This window comes from Psychrobacter sp. 4Dc, assembly GCF_002836715.1.
In the GTDB taxonomy this organism is placed as follows: domain Bacteria; phylum Pseudomonadota; class Gammaproteobacteria; order Pseudomonadales; family Moraxellaceae; genus Psychrobacter.
This window is the reverse complement of record NZ_PJAT01000084.1, coordinates 14,773-38,602: the sequence shown is the minus strand read 5'-3', so window position 1 is coordinate 38,602 and position 23,830 is coordinate 14,773. Positions and strand designations below refer to the sequence as shown.

The window sequence follows — 23,830 nt, the reverse complement described above, 5'->3', positions numbered from 1 at the left end:
TTGCTAGCACTATCTTAAGTAAACAATAAAACGAAAATCGTATTAGGATCTCTCAACATCTCACGTACGTTATTAGGTGTAGTCATGACTTCAAAAAAAAACGCAATGACTTGGGACTGGCTAAAACTACTGTGCGTCACCATCATGGCCACCTTGGTTTTTGAGCATGGCCAATTAGACGTACGTATCAGTGAGCTTTTTTATAACAATGGACACTGGCTACTCGAAAAAGGTGCGCAGCCTTATGCATTTATTTTTTATGATTTGCCCAAAGCATTATTGATTCTATTGGCTGTCTACCTCATAGCGGTTTTAATCATCAAGTACAGACAGTCAAGGCTTAATGCTACTGCCCTAAACTGCAATAAGCTAAATCGCAGTAAGCTCAGTCATAATAAGCTTGATCAATTTATGCTTTCTTTACCTATGCGCGAGATAAGCTACCTACTGATTATATTGGCGATTGTACCTGCTACCATTGCCATGCTCAAAGGTGTCACCCATGTTAGCTGCCCAAATGACTTGGTTATTTTTAATGGGGATTTGCCCTACCTCAATCTTTGGCAAAACATCGTAGCAACAACGCCTGCCAGATGCTTCCCAGCAGCTCACGCCAGCGCAGGGTTTTCTTTATATGGATTGGCTTTTTTACCGACACTAAGAAAATACCGCTATCAAATAGTCATATCAGTAACTATTTTGGGCTGGACAATGGGACTGTATAAGATGCTATTTGGCGATCACTTCTTTAGCCATACATTGGTCTCAATGCTGCTGTCATTAACCATAGCCTGTGCGCTCGCTGCTCTATTTTTCAAACAATCAATTAAAAATAAAGCACACAGCACCAACGATGATAAAGGACATACTGGTCTGAGCTTGTCTAACATTGAGCACTCTAACATTTAAATTCAGCACTTAGGTTCAGTACTTATGCATCAGTACTTAGCTTCAATAATTAGGTATCAATACTTATGCATTAATAGTTGGAATTGACGTTCGAATATAACAGAGCCGTTCGTCAACTCTTTACTAAAATAGCACTACTAAGTATTTGAAAAAACCCTGTATAAATAATTAACAATCACTGGCTTATTGTTAAGCAAACGCACGGATAGCGCTTGTGAATAAGCTCTTCTATATCAATAGCCTGCACAGGAATGTAGCTATGCGCTTGTTGTCTATTAGGCCAAAACCTTCGCATATCTATTCTTTTTTGACCATTCCATTGCTGCTTGTAGGCGCTACAAATAGCAGTCAAGCGGCCAACTACACTATTAATCCTGCCAGCACTCACATCCGATTTGCCATCGAACGCTTTAAAAGCTCGGCCACGACTGGTGGCTTTTATAATATCAAAGGTCATTTGCAATAAGATCCAAACCTAAGTATTGGCGATATCTCATTAATCATACCGATAAACTCTTTAAATACGGGCAACCCTTCTTTTAATAATAGTTTAACGGGGCCTGAATTTTTTGATATGCAGAGGTTTCCTTCAGCGCATTTTGAATCGACAAAATGGCATTTTAATCAAGATAAAAAAAGCCCTCAGGTCACTCGGGTAGATGGACAACTGACACTGCATGGCGAGACCCACCCAATTAGCCTAACCGCAACTAAGTTCGAATGTGACACAAATCCCAGTCTCAAAAAAGAAGTATGCGGCGGCAATTTTACCGCGACGCTTGATCGTACCAAATGGAATATAAACAAATTTGTCTGGTTTGGATTGACCAAAAACCTGAACTTAAATATTAAAGTCGAAGCCGCCAGGCAGTAGCGATTTTAATATTGCAACATTGTTTTTTGATAGTAACCAGTCGCGATTTGCAGAGTGCTCAAAAAGGGAATAGCAATGATTAATCAGCACCATAAGGACATTATGAAGCCACTTTCTGCAGTAATGCCAGCGCGGTCATTTTCTCTAGCCCTGACACTAACATTGGGGCTTAGCGCAACCTCTACGATAGCAATGGCAGATACGGTCAGTCTTCCAATAAACACTTTGCCCAGTCGAATAACCCTACCAAATGTCAGCCCTGCTAATAGTGCGCTTGCCAATCGCGGCGCTTACATAGCACGCAGCGCCGACTGTATGGCTTGCCACCGTGATGACTATAGTGGCGGCGTACCAATTGAGACGCCCATTGGCAATATCTACTCGACCAATATTACACCGTCAACGCGCTATGGCATCGGCAACTATACTGAATCTGACTTCAAAAAGGCTTTGCAAAAAGGTCGTGCACCCAATCATCAGATTTATCCTGCGATGCCTTACCCGTCCTATCATGGCATGACAGATGAGGATATCAGCGCCTTATTTGCGTACTTTCAGACCGTTGCTATCGTAGACAAACCACCTGAAAAAACCACGCGCCTACCTTTTCCATTGAATATCAGAAGCTTAATGCTGGCATGGAATGTCATCAATGTACCCTCTACTGAAAATCGCTCAGGACTGACAAACACTCAGCAGCGCGGTGAATATCTGGTCAATAATTTAGAGCATTGCGGCACTTGTCATACACCGCGCAACTTAACCCAAGGCCTCGATAAAGACCGCTATTTATCCGGCGCACCACTTGGTAAATGGTTTGCACCAAATATCACCCCTGACAACGATACGGGTATCGGCCTTTGGAGCGAAATGGATATCGTAAATTACCTGCGTACAGGAACGCTTGATAAACGTGCTTATGCGGGCGGGCCAATGGCAGAAGCCGTGGCGCACAGTACGCGTTATCTCACTGAAGAAGACCTGATCGCGATGGCTGACTATTTAAAAGTCGTTCCAGCCATTAAGACCGATGACTATCTAATACCTATCAATGTCTCTCGTCTACCGCAACCAGTCAGCGATTCTATTACTTATGACTTACTTGAGCAAAAAGACTATCTGGCGCATGCCAAAACCAATATTGCCAATAGTTCCAACAATAGCGGTCTGAACAGCAATTCGCCAAAAGATTTATATCTCATCCATTGCGCCAGTTGTCATGGGGTCGATGGTTACGCACAGCCCGATGCCCGCTATGCCTCCATCGTTGGTTTGAGTAGTATTCGCCGCGTAAAACCTGATGCACTCATTGGCGTCATTGCATTTGGGGCAAAAGGTGCATTTAACACAGCACCAAAAATGCCCGGCTTTTAAAAAGATTTAAGCCCTACACAAATCGCTAGTATCACTAACTATGTACGAGTCACATTTGGTGGTCTACCAGGCAGCGATGTCAGCGCGGCCGATGTCACGCGTGTGATAAAAGAAAAAAGCTAACCCTAAAACCAACTATAAAAATGCGCTCTAATCTTCGCTTTTTATAATAATGTAAAGACTCAGCACGATAAGGATAGTCCTATGAATGACCTGCTCCAATCTCCTACGCGTCGGCAACTGCTCTCCATGATAGGCAAGACCGCAGGCGCGACCGCGATGTATCAAGCGATGACCACGTTGGGGTTTGCATCCGAGTCGAGCTTTAAAGAAGAGATGAATCTCAAAGGCGCACCGGCTGGTGCCAGTATCGTGATTTTGGGTGCAGGATTGGCCGGGCTGACTGCAGCCTATGAGCTCCGTAAAGCGGGCTACAAAGTGACCGTGCTTGAGTACCAAAATCGTGGCGGCGGACGTAGCTGGACACTCAACAGCGGTGATAAATATACAGATCTGGGCGGTGCTGAGGTCACTTGCGACTTTAAAAAAGGCAAATACTTTCATGGTGGTCCATGGCGATTGCCTATCCATCACTACGCGGTCTTTCATTACTGCAAAAAGTTTGGCGTCGCATTGCAGCCATTTATCCAAACCAATGATCGCGCTTATCTACACCGTACCAATCACTTTAACGGCGCGCCGCAGCGCTTGGGTGAAGTGCAGAGTGATATTCGCGGTTATGTGTCAGAACTGCTGTCCAAAGCCGTCAATAAAGGCAGTCTCGACAGTAGCGTTGATAAAGAGGACAAAGAAAAACTACTCGAAGGGCTAAAAGGTTGGGGTGTTCTGGATAATAACTATCGCTATGTCAAAAGCCATGAGACGGGTAAGCATCGCGGCTATAGTGTGTATCCGGGTGGCGGCTTGATGCCAGATGCCAAACCGTCAACGCCGATATCGATGGATAAGCTACTAGACTCAGGCATGTGGTCAGACATTTATAGCAACTATACCGTGCATGTGCATCAACCAACGATGTTTCAGCCTGTCGGCGGTATGGGGAAAATCGGTGATGCATTCACGCGTGAGTGTCGCGAGATGATTATCTTCAACGCCAAAGTCACCAACATCAATCAAGACGAAACTGGGGTTACCGTTGACTATGTCGATAGCAATAGCCCTGACGGTGCAGCCAAAATAGTGCGCGCAGATTGGTGTATTTGCACTATCCCCTTGTCCATACTGACTCAAATTGACATCAACGTCTCCGCGCCAATGAAACAAGCGATGGCAGCCGTTCCTTATGATAGCTCTTACAAAGTGGGTTTGGAGTTCAAACGGCGGTTTTGGGAAGAGGATGAATGGATCTATGGCGGCATCACCTATACTGATCTGCCGATCACCCAAATCTCCTATCCGTCACAGGATATGTTTAGCTCAGGCTCAGGTGTGCTACTTGGTGCTTATGGATTTGGCGAGACTTCGTACAAATTTAACTCATTGACACCCAAAGAACGTATCAACGCGGCGCTCGCCTATGGCAAACAGATTCATCCACAATATACAAAGGAGTTCCGCGCTGGCACATCCGTCGCATGGCACCGTATCCCTTGGTCACTTGGCTGTTATGGTATCTGGAGCGAGTCCAGCCGTGAGCAGTACTATGAGACACTCTGCGAAATTGACCACCGTATCGTACTGGCAGGTGAGCACTGTTCGCACATTCCTGCGTGGCAAGAGGGCGCGATATTATCCGGTATGGATGCTGCCAAACGCTTACATCAAAAGGCTAAAAAGCTTGGATAGCCAGCTTTTGAGTAATGAGCTTTGAATAACAACTCTGCCGTTCAAGCAAGGATGATAACAATGAGACTAGGCACATTAGGAATAATTATGAACGTAGTGACAGCAAACTCAATCAAATTATCTAGCTCGCTCAGCTCGAGCAAGGCAATAATGATGCTCATGGTCGGCGGATCGATAGTGTTAACAACGTTGTCAGGCTGTAGTCAGAATAGAACACAAAACGCAGCCACCATCGCTAACCCGCAGACAGCACCAATGATATTCGACAACAGTTTTGATAATCAGGCCAGTCGCAATCAGGGCGCATGGGGCGGCGTATATATGTCCAAAGCAGAATTGGCTAAACCTACTACCAATATCGTCGATGTAGGCTCAATACTAAAAATGAACGATGATGCCAGCATGCAGAGATGGCTCACTAAATTTGAAGGCAGCATACAAGGTAAAACGGGGTTCTTTACGATCAATGGCAAAAAGCTCTACGATGACTCTTGTGCAGGTTGTCATATGCAAAAAGGTGAAGGCGCGCAAGGCACAGGCTACTATCCACCACTGGCAAATAATAGCAAGATGCAATCGAAGTACTATATTATTAGTGTCGTTATCAATGGCCTGCGCGGTATGCCATCGTTCCACCGTATGATGAATGACGAGCAAATAGCAGCTGTCACACAATACGTGCATAGCGATCTAAATAATTTCACAGATACAGTGACTACTGCTAATGTCGCGCAGCTACGCCATGAGTTTCCACCAGGATCAGACCCTAGTGAGTGAGTAAAATACACGACAAACTAGCTAACCTTCAATACGCTTAGGCGGCACCGAATACGTGCCAACCACATGAGCCACGATGTCATCAGAGCCTTCTGAATAAAGAGAGACTTCGCCCACTATCAACGTGCGTCCCACTTTCATCAAGGTACATTCGGCGATAATACGAGCACTTGCTGATGGCTTACGTAAAAAGTTGATGGTCAAACTCGTCGTCACCGTTAATGGGACGATACCAATTCTTCCAAGTATCGCCACATAGATGGCTACATCAGCGACAGCCATCATGACAGGTCCCGAAACTGTGCCGCCGGGACGCAGCTCATTTATACCGATCTCGTGCGATAAGGTCGCGCCATTTTCATTGACCGCCTCGACGACGCATTTGGTTTGGGGAAACTCCAATGCCATAAAGGCGCTGATTTCTTCTTTGGTTGCAGACATAACTCTTCCTTGAATTGAACTGTCCATGTTGATTCGTTTAATACATGTATACGATCATCGCTAGATAGCAAAATCGAAACTACTTCCGCCTATGCTACGGTGCTCTTTTAATACTCTGAACTACGTACCGACTATACATATATCAATGTATCACGGGCGTGCCTTCTGTACTAAAGGCAAATCCCTTATTGCTAAAGTTACCGATCATGACCGCTTCTATCACTGGTCTGACTGTCTCATCTACACCTTCGACTTCGATGATAAAGTTGGCACCAGAACCGCCTTTATCCTCTTCTTTTTCGACGATATAGTTAAGCGTCGCCATCGCTGGTAGCTCGATAGGCTTATCTAGATATGATTTGACCAATGCTCCATCTGTATCATAATAATCAATTTTATTGATATACAGTGACTTTTTTAGCGTGGTGTTACGTACACTCAGCGTCGCCGATAGCAGCACTTTGCGAGCGTCTCTATCGGTATAAATATCAGAATAAATCGGTACATAAAAGGTTTGCTTGTAACCAAACTGACTGTAATCCACGTCTGAGGTAATCGCCAACTCTTTAATCGGGTCTTTTTGATGCTCAGACAGAAGAACGTTCGGGTCTTGCGCGGACTGATCACAACCTGACAGTAGTGCCATTATAGCGATCAGTAGGACAGATATACTTCGCTTATTCATAATCATTTCCCTATACCTGCTGGTATCACTGCGATGGCAAGCTGCTATTTGATTTTCACACCCACACTACGTAAGAACTGATTGATATGTTTGTTGGCGCCATAAATCACCAGTACATCGCGCTCTTGCAATACTTGCTCAGGCGTCGCCAAACCTTGAATGCTAGGCTTGCTCTGCGTACGACCAAAACTGTCTTCATAATACTCATAGCGCAACGTACTAAGCAATCGGATATTGAACTTTTGCTCTAACTGTAAGTCGTCGACAGTCTTACCAATCAGCACATTTGGAATCTTAATCTCTACCATACTGAAGTTATCGCTCAATTCAAACGAATCGACAAAATAGCGTAGTGACAGACGCTTAGCCCAGCGATTGGCCGCTTCTTTCTCAGGGTGAATCAAATCATCTACACCGATGGCTTGTAGGACTTTTTCGTGTAGCGGATTGATACTACGGCTGATCAAACGTTTGGCTTTTAACGTCTTAAATAACGCCGTTGCCATGACATTGGCGCCTTGATCTTCGCCAATCGCTACAATGACAATATCGGTATCAACGATTGGTAATCCGCTAACCGTATACTCGTCCGTGGCATCCATACACAGCGTATGCGAAATCACTTCTTTATACGCTTCAACCCGTTGCATACTACTATCAATAGCAATTACTTCATGCCCTTGACTGGTCAATGCCGAGCCTAATGATGCACCGAAATTTCCTAGCCCTACGATGATGTACTTCATAACTTATACAACCTTTTTTAATATTTTTTGCTATTTATTAAGAACAACACAGTCTGTTTGCGACGGATTAGTTAATCGTAATCTCTTCCGTAGGATAGCGATAATTACGTTGACGCATATTTTTAAGCAGTGCGATAAATATCGTCAGCATACTGACGCGGCCAACGAACATAATGACCGAAACCACTATTTTACTAAAATCTGATAAGTCTGCTGTCAGGTTTAAACTTAGGCCCACCGTGCTATAAGCTGAGAAGCACTCAAACACTACTTTAATCAAATCAAGCTCTGGCTGATCATAACTGATGAGTGTCACGCCCGTACCGATGACCAGTAGCGACAGCCACATAATAGAAAATGCGCGGCGAACGGAAATCTCCGCAATCTCTCGTTTGAATATCTCTATCTTGGTCTGACCACGAGCTAGGCTTAATGTATTCAATAGCGCAATCGCAAAGGTACTGGTCTTGATACCCCCACCTGTAGAGTTTGGCGAAGCACCAATCCACATCAAAAATATCGTCAGCATCACCGTTGGAAACGTCAGCTCACCCATATCAATGACATTAAATCCTGCCGTACGCGGGGTAGCCGCCGTAAAAAACCCTGTTACCAGCTTCCCAAGAAAACTGGTATGGTCAGCGAGCACATTATTGTATTCAAAGATCATCACCCCAATCAGACCGACTAGCAATAGTGCGCCTGTGGTAATCAAAGTAATACGGCTATTAATATTAAGTAACCAAGGCTGATAAATATAGCGTTGGTCATGACGATTTATCAGCCGCTGAGCACGATAACGTAAATACCTAAGCACATTGACCACAATAGTAAAACCCATACCACCAAAAATAAATGTCATCGCCAGAATCAGCTGTAGCGAATAATTAAAACGTAGCGAATCATCGTACAAGCCAGCACTAAAGGTAGAGAACCCAGCATTACAAAAAGCAGAAATCGCATGAAAGACTGAAAAAAATAACTGCTCAGACCAATCCATATTGGGTATATCATAAATACTGACATAAATCAGCGCAGCCGCTACCGCCTCGACCGCAAATGTGACGTATAAGATAGACTTGAGTGTCGACACCACATCACCCATACCACGCATGTAAGACATCTCGCTGATGCTGGCTTGTGTCTCATAGCTGACACCACCCTTAAAAAAATAACTAAAATACGTCACAAAGGTCAAAATACCCAAACCGCCAATTTGTATCAGCCCCATAATAATGACTTGGCCAAAAGTCGTAAAATAGGTGGCAGTATCCACTACGATAAGCCCTGTCACACAAACCGCACTGGTCGCGGTAAAAAGCGCATCAACAAAAGACAGCGGCTGCGTCGTCGCATTGGGCATCATCAATAGCAAGGCGCCAACCAGCACCACGACTAAAAAGCTTAGAATAAAAAACTGCGCAGGGTGTAGAAAGGTACGATTGAGATTGAAATTATGATCGGAGAGTTCGCGGACGAAAGTGACAAACACCGCTATCTTTATTGCGACAAAGCCATCAACGGCAGCAGATAAGCCTGAACGTACTAAGTCCGTAAAATGCGCGGTCAATAAAATGATGATGGCAATGCTAGTCAGTGCGTCAAAGACGGCGACCTTATTAAGCGTTAATGGCTTTTTAGTATAGATGTAACGACCAGCGGTCACCATAAAACTAAGGAAGATGATGACCAAATAGAAAATATGAAATATTTGTTGGAGCCACGTCGGTAGTGTAAAACCACTATCCAACAAGGCAATCGCTACCCCGATGACACTAATGAGAATGGTAAAATTGTTCAGTAAGCGATAACGCGCGGCTGCATTCATAGCCTGAGTCCATGACAACGATAACCACGATACTTATACTCCTTTTTTGTCGTCTCTACAAAAAGTGATTTAAGTTAATCGTAACCAATTATTGAGTCATAGTAGCTATTGATAAGCTAGATACTGATAACCAGAGCGAGATAAGAAGTGCTCATTAGGAAGTAACGATTTTAATAACTCTATAGTTTGGCACTATTATCTAATGCGCAATTATTAAACTTCTTCTTTTACTTTTGCTATTTTTACACCGCCCCATGTCACCAATGCCACACCAATCGCAATTAAGGTAGCACCTAAAAATAAACCTTCTGGAGGACTCTCCCCTTGCAAAAAAATAGCGATGGGCACGCCCACAATGGCTCCTACTGCGCCTAGTAAGCTTAGCAACACGGGACCACCTGTCTTTTGCAATAGGAATAACAGTAAAAACTGTCCAGCGAATACGCATGCTTGTATAGCTATCATGCTTAGCGGCAACCAGTTCTCTAAAGATACAGCAATAGAGAAATCTGACATCATACTAAATAAGCCTAGCAGCAGCGCTGCCGCAATCAACATACCTGGAGCGAGTGCACCAGAAGACGCATTATCAGGCCAGCGTAATGTCCGATATATATTACCAATAGCGAGTAGCACTGGACCACAAAGCGCGACTAAAATCCAAAATACACTAGAATCTGGCGCAGAGAATTTATGCACGGCTAATGCTCCTGCCCCGATGAGTGCCGCGATGACCCCAAGCGCACGGACAATATAAAATTGCTCTATACGTAGTAACAGCGCACCAAGATAAGTTAGCAGTGGCGGCAATGAGAGGATTAAGGCGACGAAACCTGCGCCCACATGAGGAATGGCAGAAAATAACAGTAAGTTGGCGGCCGCGACACTGACCAGCGCCGCGACAAAGTAATACTCTAAGCTGCGCGCATTAAGAGGAGGAAGTTCTTTTCTGATGAGCGCTACCATCAGTAAGATAACAGCAGCGCCAGTAATCGACCAAAACAAAAACCCTAATGGGGTCAGACCGACATCGATAGCGTACTTTGCCACATTGGTCGAGATACCAGTGAGTGCCCCACCTGCCAGCAGACAAACAAAAGGCACCAACCAAGTAGTTTTGTGAATACTGGTTTGTTTGAGCGAGTCATTCATCGACTATCCTATTGGATGACGAAATTTCTTAATCATGTTAGATGGCCTTTAAAATAACTTATAACAGCACCCTAATAGCTACTGGGACAAAATGGTAGCAGGTAAGCTTCCTACAGCGACGGTTGCTGCATCAATTGCTCCAGCGATATAGCCAGGGAACTGCGCTGACCACTCACTACCACAACCTGTTAGACAGTCTTGCCACACGCCTGTTTTTGGCTTGGATGGCGGGGCTACTGCATGCTGACCGTTGTTGCTGGCATCAGCAGGCATCGCTGTTAATGGATCTTGTGCCCAGTCTTTGAGATATTCAGCTTTTGGAGTACTTGCCTGTGTACCAAATAGTCGCACTAACTGCGCACGGCAATGTTCTTTTAGCACCGTATCAGAAACGCTCTGACGTACTTGATCAGGAGCGCCAAAGAAGCCTAACAATGCCCCATCGCCCTCTAGTGTAGAGGCATCATGTATCTCAGTAAGCGGCCCTATCGCACTGCGCGCAGCACCCGAGAGACCAGCATCTCGCCAAAATGGTGATTCATAAACAGCGACATATTTGGCATGAGGCGCCATCCAAGTGGCTGTCTTGCGCCACTGTTCACTTAAATCTTGTGGTAGCGTTGGCTGAAATACTATCCGACCTTCTACCAATCGAGGCGGTAACGCAAGTAGCACATGCTGCGCTCGGAACGTCGTCACATGTCCGGTCACATGTCCAGAAGTATCTTCGCTCTGTACTTCAATATATTGAGATTTCTTACTTAATTGCTTTACCGTTTGACTGGTCAGGATGCAACTAGCATCTAGCCGAGCATATAGCGTATCAGTCAACGCGGCCATACCACCGACTAGCCGCATAGAAGGTGGTGCGCTTTTATAACCTTGCATACGCACAGGTGGCTGATTGGCAGCTCGCTCAACCATCATATCGCCTTCTTCGAACTGCGCAAAACGTGATAAATTTAACGACTCAATCAGACTACTTAACTGCGTTTGATAGTCAGGCCAAAACCATGACGGCCCTAAATCAAACGCGGCGCTTGATTCTGCTTGGTCGATATCAGTACTGTTATTAATAGCATACGCATCTGAATATTTAGCAACTACAATGCGACCACCCAAAGTATCACGCGCCTCTAGCAGTCTATACGCTATGCCCTTTTGCTCTAATAAAAAGGCAGCATATAACCCACTTAGCCCACCACCAACGATTACCACTGGTATGTCTTGCATATCGGATTACCCTATTTATAGTCGGTTCAATATAACTTGGATACAAAGAGGCCGAGTGAAAGTATTACAAGTAGTAAGCTAGACGAGACGGACACCGTCCCCAATTTATAGAGGATTGACTATAAACCAAACTACTCTGCCAATAGCTTCGTAAGCATCTCATCAATCTCAACCTTGAACTCTTTGTCTTCGATCTTATTGGCTGTGACTTTGGCATTTTGTAGACTTTGGATAGCGGCTTCTTTTTCGCCTGTCTCAAGCTGTAGCACCGCCATAGAAAAGGCAATCGATGACATATGATCTTTTGAGTTAATGGCAGTAGCTTTTGCCAGTGCTTTGTCATAAATAACCAATGCTGCGTCCAAATCTTCTGTGAAGTCAGCAAGCGTTTCCCATTGTTCTGGGTGGTCTTTATCGGTGTTCTCATTGTCAGTACAAATGGCTTTTAGCTCAACGTATAGCTCATCAAATTTTGCTTGATTGCCTCTACGATCGGCCTCCAGCAATTCCTCGGCTAAGGTATAAATGGCTTTATATATTTTAGTATTAATCATTGTTTACAACCTTTTATGGACTATATCGTGTGTGGTTAGGATTATAACGTAATTCTGGCGGCTCAGATGATTGCTACAAAGAAGAACACGATATTTATGTGGCTGTTATTAACATTACTATGAACCTTATCAAGGTTGCTATTCATACTATAGTCGATTCAATTTAAAAGTAGTACAAGACAACCGAGTGCAGAGGTATATTTGATACTTCAAGCGAGGTTAACGCCGTAATACTTTTATAGTGGAATGACTATATTAAGACTATATTAGGGTTACAACTCGCGCCAGTGCAGCCACAAGCGAGTATCCAGCTCAAATTGATGATACTCAGGCTCCATATGGCAGCATAATTGATAAAAAGCTTTGTTATGCTCATGCTCTTTGAAATGGGCAAGCTCGTGCACCACTATCATGCGTAAAAACTCTGGCGGCGCGTCCTTAAATAGACTGGCTACCGTGATGCTATTGTGCGATTTGAGCTTACTGCCTTGTACGCGCGATTGCGTCGTATGGATACCTAGGGCATGTTTTAAAACTTTCAATTTACTGCTATAGCTGACATTTGATAGCTGACCAATCTTACGCATGTATTGGGTTTTTATCTCATTTATATACTGATAGAGCGCTTTGTCGCTTTGGATTTGATGCTGATTCGGGTACTTTTTTTCCAGATACTCGCCCAACCTACCATCACTGATAAGCTGAGCAGCTTGAGTTTGAATCTGTTCTGAGTAATGCGCTATGTACTTTAATTTGGTCACAAATGTATCCTTTGCTAATACGTAGATGCGTATCAGTCGATCAATTTAATCTTAATGAATTTTACCTTATATTTGCGGCGCTTGTTTGCCACTTATTTGGGATATACCCTCAACTCAAACGATAGTTATTTATAAATAGTTATCCATAAAAAAACCCCATAAGCTGCGTGCAACTTATGGGGACATTTTTACTAATAGTTTTACTTAAAAAATGTGTCTGATTAACGCTCTAAATGCAGATACTGCAAATGGCGCTCGTACTGATTTAAGATATCAACCAATACCTGCTCTTTTGAGTAGCCAACCAAGTCATACTCTTGCGAGCCTTCGCTCAAGAACACTTCCGCACGGTAGTAGTATTCTGCATGCTTGGTAGATGTGCTCAATGTAAAGTTAGGACGATGAGCTTTAATCAGATTGACTTCATAAATAAAGTCATCTTCGTCACCATGACCGACACGCAGTTTTAGACCGTCTACCTGACCACTATCTTGGTCCATGCCTGCATCGATACCTTCACCGATACTAGCAAGGTTTTTGGTATCTAATGAGGTTTTAAGACCACCTGCTTTAAACTCTTTTTCGACCTCAGACATCGCTGGCATCACGACATTATGCAAGAATTTTTCAACCTGTGCATGGCCTGGAAAACTCACAATACGTTGCAAGCGCGCTTTCCAGCTCTTACCACTGTCCAACACATTTGCCGTGCCGATTGTACTGGCTTTACGCTTGTTACCTTCTTCTTTTAGCGACTTCCACATAGACATCATGTAGAGCACAAGAATGATAGAGAATGGCAAACCTGCAATGACAGAGACAGATTGCAATGAGGCAAAACCACCTGCAAACAACAATCCTAACGTAATAAGACCAGTGGCTGCTGCCCAAAACAGACGTAACCAAACAGGAGCATCGGTATCATTGGTCATACCTCTTGAGCTCAAGTTCGCTAATACTAAAGCGCCTGAGTCAGCAGAAGTCACAAAGAAAATAAGACCAATAACCACACCAGCAAATGACAATACTTCACTGTAAGGGAAGTATTCAAACAGCGCAAACATACCCATTGCCGCATCATTAACCGCGATTTCACCCAGCTCTGTTGCGCCATTAGCAACCAAGTCTATCGCTGAATTACCAAAGATAGAGAACCATGCAAAAATAAACCCAAGCGGAATAAACATCACGCCAAATACAAACTCGCGTAACGTACGGCCACGACTAATACGTGCAATAAATAGACCTACAAATGGTGCCCAAGCTACCCACCATGCCCAGAAGAATATCGTCCACCAAGATTTCCACTCGGCACCAGCAGCACCGTCATAAGCATAAACGTCAAAGGTTTTATAAATGATGGTTTGAAAATATTGACCAATATTTTGAGTAAAGGTATTTAATAGATACACCGTATTGCCCATTACCAATATGGCAAGCAACAAGAGTATTGACGACAGCATGTTGAATTCAGATAAACGACGAACGCCTTTTTCGACACCTGTCATCGCAGAGATAGCAGCAGCCGCGACAACACCTACGATGATGAGCGCCTGAACCGTTTTGCTAGATTCGATACCGAACACATGGGTCAAGCCAGCATTGGCCTGCAATACCCCAATACCTAAACTGGTTGCAATACCCATCAACGTACAGACGACACCGAAGGTATCAATACCATCGCCTAACCAACCTTTGATTAAACGTTCACCAAATATCGGTGTCAACGGCGAGCGTAGTGCCAGCGGCATATTTTTGCGATAAGCAAAGTAAGCCAGCGCCATACCGATCAGCGCATAAATACCCCAACCATGCAGACCCCAGTGCAAAAAGGTTTGCGCAAGTGCTTCACGCATGGCCTCAGCACTAGCAGGCTCTAGGCCTGTATGTGGAGTCAAATAATGCATCAAAGGCTCAGAGGCACCAAAGAACAACAGGTCAATACCAATACCCGCTGAGAACAGCATAGCCGCCCACGCTAAAAACGGAAATTGTGCTTTTTCGTGGTCTTGACCGAGCTTGATATCGCCGTATTTAGAAAAACCAACAAACAACGCAAAGATACTATAAGCGGCAACCACCAACATATAATACCAGCCAAACTTGTCTGATACCCAAGTCATGCTCGCGCTTAACAAGGCCTCACTATAATCTGGAAAAGCGATGGTCCAGATTATCAATAAAATAGAAATAATAGCTGAGCCCATAAACACGGTTTTGTTTAGGGTCAGAGGTTTCGTCACATCTTGTGATGGCGAACTGTACATAAAAGACCTCAATAGGTAAATTAAACAGGGTCCGATATTGCTTTGTCCGGCATCATCTAATAGTAGACTGATGATCTATAACCGTATAACGTGGAACCAACCGCATGACGGACAAAGCAGTACCAATAAATAAAAAGCTAATAAAATTATAAACAAATTCAACCTGAACGGTATTCATTATTCTAATACGTTAGCGCTGATAGAAAAGGCCTCTACTTGGAAAGGCCTTTTGGTTAAAATTTTCTCATATCGTTATTTATTCAGTATCCTGTATGCAGGCTTATATTGCAGCCTACACCGTCGAGAGATAATCGCGCATTGGCTCTGAGCGTAGTGGTGCACCATTAGCCACATAGTAATCTGCCGTTGAACGTGGCAACTGTACGCCTCTCATCTTGTCGACGATTTTTTCTGCCAACATGATAGTTGTAGCATTGAGATTACCACTAATAATGTTTGGCATGATAGACGCATCGACGACTCGCAAGCCATCAATACCATGTACCAGACCTTCGCCGTTTACTACCGAATCGTTATCTTCACCCATCGCACAGGTACAAGATGGATGATAAGCCGTCTCACTATGATTGCGTACGTATTCATCTAACTGGGCGTCGGTGACCAGATCATCGGTCGGTGCAATTGCGCGACCACGATAAGGATCAAGCGCTGGCTGATGCATGATCTCACGCGTGATACGCATCGCAGCACGGAACTCTTGCCAGTCTTGATCATGCGACATATAGTTAAACAAGATACTTGGATGTGCTTTCGGATCACGTGATTTTAGCTTGACGCGGCCACGGCTCGGTGAGCGCAGTGAGCCGACGTGTGCTTGGAAGCTGTGTGATTTCACAGCACTGCGGCCATCGTAGCGTACGGCTAGTGGCAAGAAATGATACTGAATATTTGGATGGGTAAACTTCTCATCCGTACGGATGAAACCGCCACCTTCGAATTGGTTAGACGCACCAAGACCTGTGCCATTGAACAACCATTCTGCACCAATCGCAGGCTTATTCCACCATTTATTGGCAGGCGCGATCGACACTGGCAGTTTGCATTCATACTGCATATATAGCTCTAAATGGTCTTGTAAATTGTTACCAACACCTGGCAGATCCAATATTTCAGTCACGCCAGCATCTTTTAGCCATTGACCAGGACCGATACCTGAACGCTGCAGTAGTTGCGGTGAGGCAATCGCACCAGATGAGACAATCACTTCGCGAGCGGCATGGAAGTTTTTGGTCTGGCCTTCGTGCTCGACTTTGACACCGACGGCGCGTTTGCCGTCAAATAAAATTACATCAGTCAATGCACCCGTCAAAATCGTAATATTGCTACGTGGTTTGGCACCATCAAGATAGCCGCGAGCCGTTGATGCACGGCGACCATTAGGCGTCACGAATCGATCCATCGGACCAAAACCTTCTTGCTGATAGCCGTTTAGATCTTCGGTACGTGGATAGCCCGCTTGTACGCCCGCTTCAATCATAGCTTGGAACAGTGGATTGACCCCTGGTTTTGAGGTAGTCATTTCAACAGGACCGCCCACGCCATGATAGTCATTTTCGCCAGCGTCACAGTTTTCTAGCTTTTTGAAGTACGGTAAGCAATCCGAATACGTCCAGTCTGACAGGCCTTTTATTTTAGACCAATCATCAAAATCTAGCGCATTACCACGGATGTAGCACATACCGTTAATCAATGATGAGCCACCTAGCCCTTTGCCGCGGCCACAGTCCATGACACGGTTATTCATGTATGGCTCAGGATCTGTCTTATAACCCCAGTTATAAGTCATCCCTTGTAGCGGCATAGCAAGCGCAGCTGGCATTTGGGTACGGAAGTCAAAACGATAATCTGGACGACCTGCTTCTAACAGCAGTACTTTAATACTGGCATCTTCGGTCAGACGCGTGGCCAGCACATTTCCTGCTGAGCCTGCTCCAACAATAATATAGTCATACTCAGGTGTGGTTGATGTCATAACATACTCCATAATATTGAAAAAACATAAATCGTTTAGGGTCAGTAAGGTGTCCTAAAAAGGCTAAATAAAAGCTAATAAGCAACCTTTCTGGCTTCATTTTTCTCAATAAGATTGATTAAAAGACAGATTCAAACGCACCCAACTCTACTTGGATAGATTTGGTCTGAGTATAGTGTTCGAGTGCTTCGATACCGTTTTCGCGGCCGATACCAGAATGCTTGTAACCACCTACTGGCATTTGTGCTGCCGACTCGCCCCATGTATTCAACCAGCAGATACCAGCTTCGATCTGAGCGATGACTCGATGTGCGCGTTTTAGGTCTGCAGTAACAACCCCAGCTGCCAAGCCATAATCGGTATCATTAGCGCGGCGAATAACTTCTTCTTCGGTCTCGTAAGTCAATATCGACATCACTGGGCCAAAGATTTCTTCGCGTACGATAGTCATATCATCCGTGCAATCAGTGAATACTGTCGGTGCGACAAATGCACCGTTTGCAAGCTCGTTTGTTGTAACGCGCTCGCCACCTGTTAGCAGACGTGCGCCGCCTTTTTTACCTTGCTCGATATAACCAAGCACGCGCTCCATGTGCGGGAAGCTCACCAGTGGACCCATATTGATGTTCTCATCCATAGGGTCGCCTAGCTTAATACGCTCAACACGAGTTAAGATCGCTTGCTCAAACTTAGCTTGTAGCGCTTTAGGGACGAATACGCGCGTACCGTTGGTACATACCTGACCAGTACTGTAGAAGTTGGCCATCATAGCGATGTCAGCAGCGGTATCGATATCTGCGTCATCAAATATGATCAATGGTGATTTGCCGCCAAGCTCTAAAGTTACGTCTTTTAGAGATGAGCTTGCTGCGCTCGACATGACTTTTTTGCCAGTCGGTACGCCACCCGTGAACGATACTTTTGCGATATCTGGGTGATCGGTTAGCGCCTGACCCACTTCATAGTTGCCTTGTACCACGTTAAACACACCGTCTGGCAATCCAGCTTCGGTCAATATTTCTGCCAGTTTTAAGGCAGTCAAAGGGGTGACTTCTGACGGCTTAAAAATCATCGCATTACCAGCAGCTAGTGCAGGTGCTGCTTTCCACATCGCGATCTGAATAGGATAATTCCATGCGCCGATACCGGCGACTACGCCAAGCGGCTCTTGACGAGTATAAACAAAGCTGCTATCACGCAGCGGAATTTGACGACCTTCAATCATCGGTGCAAGCCCTGCATAATACTCAACGACATCGGCACCAGTGACGATATCGACATACTTGGTCTCAGAGTAAGCTTTACCCGTGTCTTTGGTCTCAAGTAATGCCAGTACATCATTGCGTTCGCGTAGTATGGCTACTGCGTTTAGTAGAATGCGACTACGTTCAACTGGTGTCATCGCTGCCCAAACTTTTTGACCTTTTTGCGCCGCAATAACGGCTTCATTAATCTGCTCATCGGTCGTTTGCTGAATAGTGGCGAGCACTTCACCGGTCGCTGGATTAATATCTTCAAAAGTAGTCAGCGTTTCATCAACAGCCAGATAGCGACCGTTAATATAAGCGGTTTGTACTTGTTCTAAATCGATAATGTCTGTTAAGTTACTTAGATTTGGGTTCGGATTTGGGTTCGGATTTGGGTTCGGATTTGGGTTCGGATTTGGGTTTGTCTTTGGATCTGTCATGAGTTCTCCTGTCGACGACTGGCAAAAGCTTTATAAAAAGCGCTTATACCAAATAATTTCGTCATTGTTTAAGTTTTAAAAAATAAAATTTACGTGGTTCTTTCTTAAGGTTTTTTTTAATGAGTTATTTGAGAGCTATGTTTTAATCATTCTCAGGTTGCGTCATCTTTATCAAACGCGCGCGTAATGATTTTTTGTCCGATATATTAATTCCTGAAAAATCAGAAAGCCAAATACCATCAGCGACCAAACGCACCATACATAGCGTTTCAGTATTATCGGTTGCTTTATGCTTTTCCAATTGCTCATTCGACCACGCAGCCCACAACTCACGCAGCTCGCTATCACCCAGCATCAATACATACAAAGTGGCTTGATTATCAAACTCTTCCTGCCCTTTTTCGCCCAAGCTAATCGTGGCATCGATATAAGCGCGGGTGAAAGAACCATAACGCACAGGGTCGTCAGCCATTGCTGCGTTTACTTCTGCCTCAAACTTAGCCATTGCATCATTAAACACTTCTAGCACGAGTGCATTTTTGGTAGAAAAATGATGCATCACCCCACCCTTTGTCACCCCAACCGCATCAGCGACTGCCTGAAACGTCACTTTAGATAGCCCTTGCTCAAGCGTGATACGTGCTGCTTGATCTAACAACGCACGACGAATGACTTCTGGCTGTTTTTTACGCTTATAAGCATTTTCCATATCAATGCACCACAGAATTAGACAATAAGTTCATCACAACAACACCCCCGACAATCATCGCGATACCGACCACTGCTGCTGTATCAAGATTTTGCTTGAATAGCACCACACCAGCGAGTGAGGTTAGTACAATCCCAAGCCCGCCCCACAGTGCGTACGCAATGCCTAGCGGTATGGTCTTAAGGGTCTGCGCCAGCAAATAAAATGAGATGACATAAAGTAAACACATAATGAGCGTCGGTACCAGACGCGTGAACTGCTCTGACTTCATCAAAAAAGTAGTGCCAATCACTTCACAAATGATGGCAATGGCTAAGTAACCATAAGCAATCGTAGTAGGACTCATCTTTAGAACACCCGCTTTTGTTCAACGCATGCTATGAAAAAACATAGCAAAGAAACCACATGGTCGGTATTTTATAGAACACTACTGCCAATGTGAAGGGCTATCTTGCAACTTTATTGTGTCAAACGGTATCGCACGACCTTAATATTCGAAAATATAGAGCATTAAATCCAGTTTTACTTTGCCGAATTGATATCTGGTTCTATATTTTTATTGTTTGTCCTACGTGCCATATAAAAATTTTCTGAAAATATTTTTTATTTCTAAAGTACATTTTATTTTTAAAGCACATTTACCGTCATTTTCTATTGAGTTCTGCCTTGAAATAGCCTATCTGATAAAGGATTGGCGTTAATTTTCAATAATTGCGATAATATTTATAATTAAACGCATAATAAGGTTGACAGCCTGTAGTGACTTGGCTAAAATGTGCCCCACATAACGCAAACAAGCTAATTAACTGCTTTAATATAAAGCATCAATAACTTGCTGTTATGACCAGCTATTCTCCAATAGCTCAGTTGGTAGAGCAACGGACTGTTAATCCGTGTGTCCCTGGTTCGAGCCCAGGTTGGAGAGCCATATACTAAAAACCTTCATCATAATTTGATGGAGGTTTTTTTATTGCTGTGTCTTTTATATTTACTTCTAATAATATTAGCACGGCTATGGTGTTCTTTTAGACATTTTTGTTGTATGGTAAGATTAGTTTTGATTGGGTTCGTTTTTGTTTGAGTGCTTCGCTCTTACTCACTAAAAGTAATGGTTTATTATGATACCTGTACGTATAAAAAATAAGTTTTCTGATCATCCGCAAAAAATCATGCGCCCGATTAGTATTCGTTTGTCTGAAGAAATGATTGGCCTATTAGAAACGACGTCATCAGACTTGGGCTTTAAGCGCATTCAAGGGCTTATTCGTCTTTATATTCGTCAGGGCTTGGATCGTGACCATCAGGATTATACGCTTGCCCATGATGAAGTATTCATCGAAACGCTACGTAAACGCGGCGTTAGCCAGCATATTATTGATGAAGCGATTGTAGTGACGCATAACAACAACATCACTCATCCGCTATCTGAGTTGCAAGACAACGATTAAACAATTAATAATATCGTTGCTAATGAATAGTAACGCTGCTAGATAATACTAAAATAAAAAAGACCAAGTTTGCTAACGCGAGCTTGGTCTTTTTTTGTGGCTGTTATAAAAGTCTAAGCATTACTGATATTTTTCTAACTCTCCTCTTGTTATGCCCTTCTTACATTTAATCTACAGTAAGTATGTTTTTAAGTACTCTGCGATATTTGCGGTTTTAGTTAGCCATAACTAAACACAACAGATGTTTAAACAAGGTATATTAAACATATAGTCGCGACTATTTATAAGGTTTCAACATAATAAAGATCTGCAAGGAGGGGTACGATGACGGGCTTACATCAGCGTTTCAACAAAACTTTGTTTTCAACCATGACGGTAGCAATGCTAGTGATTGCGACTGGCTGCTCATCGCCGCAGACTGATCCAAGTAAAACAACGATACCGACAGATTCTGACCAATGGCAAAAAAAGTTAGGGCAAACTTTTGAGCAGTTGTCTGAGGCCGATCAACAAGTACTCAGCCGATATATGCTGCGTATGAAATTGAGCGACGCTTATGAATCAGGAGCCATGCCGCGTACCACTATCAAGCAAGCGCTAATACAACAGCGTGAATATGAACGTCTGCATCCAAACAACCCAACAGGTAAGAAAAGCCCAATCGTCAAAGGTCAGGCGGCGAACGCTACTGCACAGATGTATCCTGTCGCCCTGCTCCCTGTGAAAACCAGTGATAGCGATAGCTTAAATCAAGTCAAAATGCAGTTTATGCTATCCAACCATGGCAAAGGCGCGATAAAAAGTTTTAAGGGGATGCTAACTATGAAGGATGCCAACCTGACAAAGGGCAAAAACTTTAATGTGCCTTTGACAACCTTTGATCCACCTATCGCACCAGAGCAGTCTGGCAAGATCATTATTGAAAGCAGCATTGAGGATATCAATGTCATGCGTGCTATTAAAAATGCTAGTGGCATCACTATCGAGATTAATAAAGGCATGCTTATCTTAGTAGACGATCAGACAATCGAATTTGAAAACTCATTGGTGAAGTAGTTGTATAACCTACTATTGAGGATTTTATAGAAGTAGAAGGTATTGTTTAATACTTTTATCAATACCATAAAAAAAAGCCCCAATCATTGCTGATTGGGGCTTTTTCGAATTTGGCGGAGACGGAGAGATTCGAACTCTCGAAGGGCTATTAACCCTTGTCGGTTTTCAAGACCGGTGCATTCAACCGCTCTGCCACGTCTCCATTGGTGCATCATTATATAGATATCATTTTATAATGCAAGCCCCTAATCTAAAAAAATTCAATTAATTTGCAAATACCTTTGAATCACTGGTTTATCGCTTGCTTGAGGCCAGATGTAAGCACATATCGAGCAACCTATTGGCATAGCCCCATTCGTTGTCATACCATGCAAAAACCTTATATTGACCGCCTACTTGCATAAGCTGTTGCCCATCAATGATAAGCGACTCAGTCTGATGGATGAAGTCACTAGATACCAATGGCTCATCGGTATAAGCCATGATGTCATGCAAATGTGCCTGACTGGCAGATTTAAGTACCTCTCGTACTGTCTCGACATCGACATCTGGCGTATCAAATACAAAGGTGACATCAATCGCAGCCACATCGATAGTGGGCACCCGTATCGAATGACCATTTATTTTGCCGACCATGGCTGGTAGCACCCGTTCTGTCGCAGCGATACTACTGGATGTCGTTGGGATAATATTATAGCCAGAAGCGCGCGCCCGTCTTGGGTCTCGATGTGCTTGATCTAGTACCGTCTGATCAGCGGTAACTGCATGAATCTCTGTCATCATGGCGGACTGCACACCAAACGCTTTATCTAGCGTATCAATCAACGGCACCAATGCTTGCGTGGTACAAGAAACACTAGAAATAATCGGTAGCTCAAGCGTGAGCGCATCGGTATTCACGCCCATCACGATACAGGCATCCACATCGTCAAATGGCGCGGCACCGATAATTACTTGCTGCGCGCCAGCATCGATATGTAGCGTCGCTTGCTCATACGAGCGAAAATGCCCAGTACACTCTAAAACCACATCGACACCCAGCGCCTGCCAAGGTAAATTTTTAGGATCAGGCTCTGATAGCATATTGATGCAGTAAGTCAGATTGTTTTTGGTCAGACAGAGCTCAGTCTTGCTCATATCACCTGACTCACTCTCTACAATCTCAGCATTGACCCCTAATCGACTGAGGCGGCCATGTGTGCTGTCAAACTTGAGTAAATGCAGCAAGATATCCGCTGGTGCTAAGTCATTAATTGCCACCACATGAATCGCACGACCTAACACTTCAAAGCGCTCTAACAAAGCACGAAGTACATTGCGCCCTATACGACCAAAACCATTGATAGCGACTCTCAATGGCTGTGAGTGCTCACCAGTGGTACGATACGTCGCCGCTATCGGGTCAGAGGTCAATTGATAAGTAGCGCTCGAAAAATCAGGCATAACATCGGACATAAAGGGTATCGCTATAAATGGGGGTAAAAACTGAGCGTTATCACGTTGAGTGCGCTAATGATTGCTGAATACTAA

The 23,830-nt window shown here is 44.0% G+C and carries 22 protein-coding genes and 2 tRNA genes; 9 read left to right on the top strand and 15 right to left on the bottom strand.

Features of this window, described 5'->3' with window-relative positions:
* Positions 1-84: 84 nt before the first annotated feature.
* The 6 genes from CXF61_RS05195 (at position 85) to CXF61_RS05175 (ending at position 5,740) form a co-directional block, all read left to right on the top strand.
* Positions 85-909: a PAP2 family lipid A phosphatase gene (locus CXF61_RS05195; protein ID WP_165597422.1), complete on the top strand. Its 825-nt coding sequence runs from the start codon at positions 85-87 to the stop codon at positions 907-909.
* Positions 910-1,168: 259 nt separating this feature from the next.
* A complete protein-coding gene (locus CXF61_RS14150) occupies positions 1,169-1,375 on the top strand; it encodes a hypothetical protein (RefSeq protein ID WP_227522985.1) in 207 nt (68 codons plus the stop codon).
* A gap of 15 nt (positions 1,376-1,390) precedes the next feature.
* On the top strand, positions 1,391-1,783 hold the full coding sequence (locus CXF61_RS14145; RefSeq protein ID WP_319830346.1) for a YceI family protein: 393 nt from the start codon (positions 1,391-1,393) through the stop codon (positions 1,781-1,783).
* A gap of 102 nt (positions 1,784-1,885) precedes the next feature.
* Entirely contained in the window at positions 1,886-3,157 is a 1,272-nt protein-coding gene (locus tag CXF61_RS05185) for a cytochrome c (protein ID WP_227526609.1), read from the top strand.
* Between the two features lie 204 nt (positions 3,158-3,361).
* Positions 3,362-4,963 (top strand): NAD(P)/FAD-dependent oxidoreductase, encoded by a 1,602-nt coding sequence (locus CXF61_RS05180; protein ID WP_165597421.1) that lies wholly within the window; start codon positions 3,362-3,364, stop codon positions 4,961-4,963.
* A gap of 87 nt (positions 4,964-5,050) precedes the next feature.
* Entirely contained in the window at positions 5,051-5,740 is a 690-nt protein-coding gene (locus CXF61_RS05175; RefSeq protein WP_165597420.1) for a c-type cytochrome, read from the top strand.
* Positions 5,741-5,761: 21 nt separating this feature from the next.
* Here CXF61_RS05175 and CXF61_RS05170 read toward each other — a convergent pair whose 3' ends face one another.
* The 13 genes from CXF61_RS05170 to CXF61_RS05105 form a co-directional block, all read right to left on the bottom strand.
* Positions 5,762-6,181: a PaaI family thioesterase gene (locus tag CXF61_RS05170; RefSeq protein ID WP_102093709.1), complete on the bottom strand. Its 420-nt coding sequence runs from the start codon at positions 6,179-6,181 to the stop codon at positions 5,762-5,764.
* 142 nt (positions 6,182-6,323) lie between these two features.
* Positions 6,324-6,866 carry a DUF3124 domain-containing protein gene (locus CXF61_RS05165; protein ID WP_165597419.1) on the bottom strand — a complete coding sequence of 181 codons (543 nt, stop codon included), beginning with the start codon at positions 6,864-6,866 and terminating at the stop codon, positions 6,324-6,326.
* 44 nt (positions 6,867-6,910) lie between these two features.
* Positions 6,911-7,612, bottom strand: coding sequence for a potassium channel family protein (locus CXF61_RS05160; RefSeq protein WP_057761091.1), 702 nt, complete (start codon positions 7,610-7,612; stop codon positions 6,911-6,913).
* A 67-nt stretch (positions 7,613-7,679) separates the two neighbouring features.
* On the bottom strand, positions 7,680-9,440 hold the full coding sequence (locus CXF61_RS05155) for a TrkH family potassium uptake protein (protein ID WP_165597418.1): 1,761 nt from the start codon (positions 9,438-9,440) through the stop codon (positions 7,680-7,682).
* Positions 9,441-9,653: 213 nt separating this feature from the next.
* Positions 9,654-10,592: a DMT family transporter gene (locus CXF61_RS05150; RefSeq protein WP_165597417.1), complete on the bottom strand. Its 939-nt coding sequence runs from the start codon at positions 10,590-10,592 to the stop codon at positions 9,654-9,656.
* A 78-nt stretch (positions 10,593-10,670) separates the two neighbouring features.
* Positions 10,671-11,825, bottom strand: coding sequence for a flavin monoamine oxidase family protein (locus tag CXF61_RS05145; protein ID WP_165597416.1), 1,155 nt, complete (start codon positions 11,823-11,825; stop codon positions 10,671-10,673).
* Between the two features lie 131 nt (positions 11,826-11,956).
* The gene (locus tag CXF61_RS05140) at positions 11,957-12,379 is read right to left on the bottom strand and encodes a tetratricopeptide repeat protein (protein ID WP_165597415.1); all 423 of its coding nucleotides are present in this window, start codon (positions 12,377-12,379) and stop codon (positions 11,957-11,959) included.
* A 272-nt stretch (positions 12,380-12,651) separates the two neighbouring features.
* Positions 12,652-13,140 (bottom strand): M48 metallopeptidase family protein, encoded by a 489-nt coding sequence (locus CXF61_RS05135; protein WP_165597414.1) that lies wholly within the window; start codon positions 13,138-13,140, stop codon positions 12,652-12,654.
* Between the two features lie 221 nt (positions 13,141-13,361).
* A complete protein-coding gene (gene betT, locus CXF61_RS05130) occupies positions 13,362-15,407 on the bottom strand; it encodes a choline BCCT transporter BetT (protein ID WP_165597413.1) in 2,046 nt (681 codons plus the stop codon).
* 292 nt (positions 15,408-15,699) lie between these two features.
* On the bottom strand, positions 15,700-17,400 hold the full coding sequence (betA, locus tag CXF61_RS05125; protein WP_165597412.1) for a choline dehydrogenase: 1,701 nt from the start codon (positions 17,398-17,400) through the stop codon (positions 15,700-15,702).
* Between the two features lie 118 nt (positions 17,401-17,518).
* Positions 17,519-19,087 carry a betaine-aldehyde dehydrogenase gene (gene betB / locus CXF61_RS05120; protein ID WP_227526608.1) on the bottom strand — a complete coding sequence of 523 codons (1,569 nt, stop codon included), beginning with the start codon at positions 19,085-19,087 and terminating at the stop codon, positions 17,519-17,521.
* A 142-nt stretch (positions 19,088-19,229) separates the two neighbouring features.
* The gene (locus tag CXF61_RS05110) at positions 19,230-19,796 is read right to left on the bottom strand and encodes a TetR/AcrR family transcriptional regulator (protein ID WP_227526607.1); all 567 of its coding nucleotides are present in this window, start codon (positions 19,794-19,796) and stop codon (positions 19,230-19,232) included.
* A gap of 1 nt (position 19,797) precedes the next feature.
* Positions 19,798-20,142: a DMT family transporter gene (locus CXF61_RS05105; protein WP_165597409.1), complete on the bottom strand. Its 345-nt coding sequence runs from the start codon at positions 20,140-20,142 to the stop codon at positions 19,798-19,800.
* A gap of 506 nt (positions 20,143-20,648) precedes the next feature.
* On the opposite strand from CXF61_RS05105, the gene CXF61_RS05100 reads away from it, so the two are divergent.
* The 3 genes from CXF61_RS05100 to CXF61_RS05090 all read left to right on the top strand — a co-directional run bounded on the left by CXF61_RS05100 (position 20,649) and on the right by CXF61_RS05090 (position 22,300).
* Positions 20,649-20,724 (top strand) — tRNA-Asn (locus tag CXF61_RS05100).
* A gap of 190 nt (positions 20,725-20,914) precedes the next feature.
* Positions 20,915-21,244 carry a hypothetical protein gene (locus CXF61_RS05095; RefSeq protein WP_057761113.1) on the top strand — a complete coding sequence of 110 codons (330 nt, stop codon included), beginning with the start codon at positions 20,915-20,917 and terminating at the stop codon, positions 21,242-21,244.
* A 324-nt stretch (positions 21,245-21,568) separates the two neighbouring features.
* On the top strand, positions 21,569-22,300 hold the full coding sequence (locus tag CXF61_RS05090) for a hypothetical protein (protein WP_165597408.1): 732 nt from the start codon (positions 21,569-21,571) through the stop codon (positions 22,298-22,300).
* A 111-nt stretch (positions 22,301-22,411) separates the two neighbouring features.
* Here CXF61_RS05090 and CXF61_RS05085 read toward each other — a convergent pair.
* Together CXF61_RS05085 and CXF61_RS05080 are read right to left on the bottom strand one after the other, a co-directional pair.
* Positions 22,412-22,502 (bottom strand) — tRNA-Ser (locus CXF61_RS05085).
* A gap of 92 nt (positions 22,503-22,594) precedes the next feature.
* A complete protein-coding gene (locus tag CXF61_RS05080) occupies positions 22,595-23,743 on the bottom strand; it encodes a type I glyceraldehyde-3-phosphate dehydrogenase (protein ID WP_165597433.1) in 1,149 nt (382 codons plus the stop codon).
* Between the last annotated feature and the right edge of the window lie 87 nt (positions 23,744-23,830).

Excerpts from the sequence above, each read along its gene's own strand:
- CXF61_RS05195 (WP_165597422.1), top strand. The coding sequence starts at position 85 with ATGACTTCAAAAAAAAACGCAATGACTTGGGACTGGCTAAAACTACTG.
- CXF61_RS14150 (WP_227522985.1), top strand. The coding sequence starts at position 1,169 with ATGCGCTTGTTGTCTATTAGGCCAAAACCTTCGCATATCTATTCTTTT.
- CXF61_RS05185 (WP_227526609.1), top strand. The coding sequence starts at position 1,886 with ATGAAGCCACTTTCTGCAGTAATGCCAGCGCGGTCATTTTCTCTAGCC.
- CXF61_RS05180 (WP_165597421.1), top strand. The coding sequence starts at position 3,362 with ATGAATGACCTGCTCCAATCTCCTACGCGTCGGCAACTGCTCTCCATG.
- CXF61_RS05175 (WP_165597420.1), top strand. The coding sequence starts at position 5,051 with ATGAACGTAGTGACAGCAAACTCAATCAAATTATCTAGCTCGCTCAGC.
- CXF61_RS05170 (WP_102093709.1), bottom strand. The coding sequence starts at position 6,181 with ATGTCTGCAACCAAAGAAGAAATCAGCGCCTTTATGGCATTGGAGTTT.
- CXF61_RS05165 (WP_165597419.1), bottom strand. The coding sequence starts at position 6,866 with ATGAATAAGCGAAGTATATCTGTCCTACTGATCGCTATAATGGCACTA.
- CXF61_RS05160 (WP_057761091.1), bottom strand. The coding sequence starts at position 7,612 with ATGAAGTACATCATCGTAGGGCTAGGAAATTTCGGTGCATCATTAGGC.
- CXF61_RS05155 (WP_165597418.1), bottom strand. The coding sequence starts at position 9,440 with ATGAATGCAGCCGCGCGTTATCGCTTACTGAACAATTTTACCATTCTC.
- CXF61_RS05150 (WP_165597417.1), bottom strand. The coding sequence starts at position 10,592 with ATGAATGACTCGCTCAAACAAACCAGTATTCACAAAACTACTTGGTTG.
- CXF61_RS05145 (WP_165597416.1), bottom strand. The coding sequence starts at position 11,825 with ATGCAAGACATACCAGTGGTAATCGTTGGTGGTGGGCTAAGTGGGTTA.
- CXF61_RS05140 (WP_165597415.1), bottom strand. The coding sequence starts at position 12,379 with ATGATTAATACTAAAATATATAAAGCCATTTATACCTTAGCCGAGGAA.
- betT (WP_165597413.1), bottom strand. The coding sequence starts at position 15,407 with ATGTACAGTTCGCCATCACAAGATGTGACGAAACCTCTGACCCTAAAC.
- betA (WP_165597412.1), bottom strand. The coding sequence starts at position 17,400 with ATGACATCAACCACACCTGAGTATGACTATATTATTGTTGGAGCAGGC.
- betB (WP_227526608.1), bottom strand. The coding sequence starts at position 19,087 with ATGACAGATCCAAAGACAAACCCAAATCCGAACCCAAATCCGAACCCA.
- CXF61_RS05110 (WP_227526607.1), bottom strand. The coding sequence starts at position 19,796 with ATGGAAAATGCTTATAAGCGTAAAAAACAGCCAGAAGTCATTCGTCGT.
- CXF61_RS05105 (WP_165597409.1), bottom strand. The coding sequence starts at position 20,142 with ATGAGTCCTACTACGATTGCTTATGGTTACTTAGCCATTGCCATCATT.
- CXF61_RS05095 (WP_057761113.1), top strand. The coding sequence starts at position 20,915 with ATGATACCTGTACGTATAAAAAATAAGTTTTCTGATCATCCGCAAAAA.
- CXF61_RS05090 (WP_165597408.1), top strand. The coding sequence starts at position 21,569 with ATGACGGGCTTACATCAGCGTTTCAACAAAACTTTGTTTTCAACCATG.
- CXF61_RS05080 (WP_165597433.1), bottom strand. The coding sequence starts at position 23,743 with ATGCCTGATTTTTCGAGCGCTACTTATCAATTGACCTCTGACCCGATA.